A 1,908-nucleotide genomic window follows, 5' to 3' on the forward strand; every position below is an offset into this window, starting at 1 on the left:
GAACGCAAGGATGCGGGATTATCTGGTCTCTTTGCAGACGAAATCAGAACAGCAAAGCGAACAACAACCCGCACCGCAGTGCGCGTAATCACCGAGTTTGGTTGCCCTGCCCGACGGGGTGGGGGAACACAGTTGCTACATCATGCAGGCTACGCTTGCTTTGCCGCCAACCTGCAATATTACCGAAGCCGAAAATGCCCCCACCCTAACCCTCCCCCGCAAGCGGGAGAGGGGACGAAGTTTCAGCGGGGCAGGTTGGGTCGAGCCCCGACGGATTGGCGGTTTCAGTCGGCCTACACCAGCATGGCGGCGAGCAGGGCTTTTTTCAGGGCGGTGAGTTTTTCAAGCGCTGCGCTTTGCAGGGCGAGGGTTTGGTCGAGCTTTTGGAAGAAGTTACCGATGGCGGTTTGTTCTTCGGAGGTTGGGGGAATCAACACCGATACATTTTCTACATCTTTGGCATTAATAGAAGGCAAAGCCCCAGTTTGTGCCAATTCGGGCAATTCAATCGTGTCAAAAAGCGTTTTTATAAAATAGTCGTTTAAACCGTTATTCATAATGAACGCCATTGTGTTGTTATCCAATAAAAAAGGTTGATTCACTAAACGCTTGCGGTTTAAAAGCAATGCAGCACCAACTTTGGCAAAAAATATGCACGGAAGTTGTTCAATTGGTTGCCATTTACGTTCGGCTATCTGGGTTTCAGTTACATAGTGATTGGCTTTTTTCAAAACGACTTCGTTATCCGACAAATTCATATCCGATACTTTAAAAAAGGGGATGCCGTCCGATCCGCCTTGTTCTCTTTCAGGAAAGCCAACGCCTGATACGCAATGACCCAAATCCCCCAACATTTTCCTTTCCCAATCCCCCGAAAAGCCTTTAAAGCGCAGTTTGGGGGCGGTTTCGCCGTGCGCGGGGAAGAGTTTGGCGAGCATGGCGCGTTTAAGCTGCTGTGTTTTGGCAAGGCGGGCGCGCTCTTGGGCGAGGGTTTCGTCCAGCCGTCTGAAAAAATCGCCGAGGGCGGTTTGTTCGGGTTTGGTGGGCAAATTGATGCTTCGGGTTTTCCAGTCTTCAACATTGAAGACCATTTTTTCAATATCTACGCCGTATGAGCTCAATAAAAATTTTCGGTACATTTCGGGCGTTCGGGAAAGCAGCGCAAGAAATTCAGTGCTTAAATCGTCATTGCTGATTGCAACAAGATATTCATTGGAAACAATCGCATTGTCTAATTCAGACGGCACTAACCCGTTTGCGCCGTGAATAATTTGACGCTTGGAAATCAAATAATCGCCTGCTTTTAGTTGGCGATAATTTTTAACAAGAATGTCTTTCCCAAATAAATAACCGCGAGAAACCACGCCTTCATTTCGGCGTTTTACGGTAACAAGTTGATATTTTTTATCGTCTTCCAAAGAAATTGAACGGCAAACTTCTGTCAAAACGTCGCCGATTTTCTTCTCTTCCCACGCCCCCGCAAACCCTGCAAACCTTAGGCGCGGTGCGCTGTGTTTATTCATTGTCGTCTCCTAAAAAATCGCCTGCCGGCCTGCAATGCCTGCCGGATCAAATTCGCCGCCCGTTAGCAAGCGCAGCCCGTATGTCGTGGGGTATGGCTCTGCCGCGCACGCGTTCTTGCCGTTTGAGGCCGTTTGATTATACCGTTTCGCCTTCGCCGAAACTGAGCTTTCAGAAACGTTATCCCGCATAGGCGGGAACGGCGCAGAAGCCCGCAAACCCGCTTTCAGACGGCCTTTAAAACTTGGAAGCCGCGTGCGCCGCAGCACGCGCAGCCCGCATGCCGTAGCAACTGTGTTCCCCCACCCCGTCGGGCAGGGTAACCAAACTCGGTGATTACGCGCACTGCGGTGCGGGTTGTTGTTCGCTTTGCTGTTCTGATTTCGT

Annotated in this window: 2 protein-coding genes; both read right to left on the minus strand. The window is 50.3% G+C overall.

Features of this window, described 5'->3' with window-relative positions; genetic code table 11:
* Positions 1–293: 293 nt before the first annotated feature.
* Complete coding sequence (locus ACLD9W_RS12265; RefSeq protein ID WP_410842273.1) at positions 294–1,523, minus strand: restriction endonuclease subunit S; 1,230 nt, start codon at positions 1,521–1,523, stop codon at positions 294–296.
* A 9-nt stretch (positions 1,524–1,532) separates the two neighbouring features.
* A partial coding sequence (locus ACLD9W_RS12270) for a hypothetical protein (RefSeq protein WP_410842274.1) occupies positions 1,533–1,908 on the minus strand: 376 nt, incomplete at its 5' end.

The organism is Neisseria sp. WLZKY-1 (assembly GCF_046546535.1).
Lineage (GTDB): Bacteria > Pseudomonadota > Gammaproteobacteria > Burkholderiales > Neisseriaceae > Neisseria.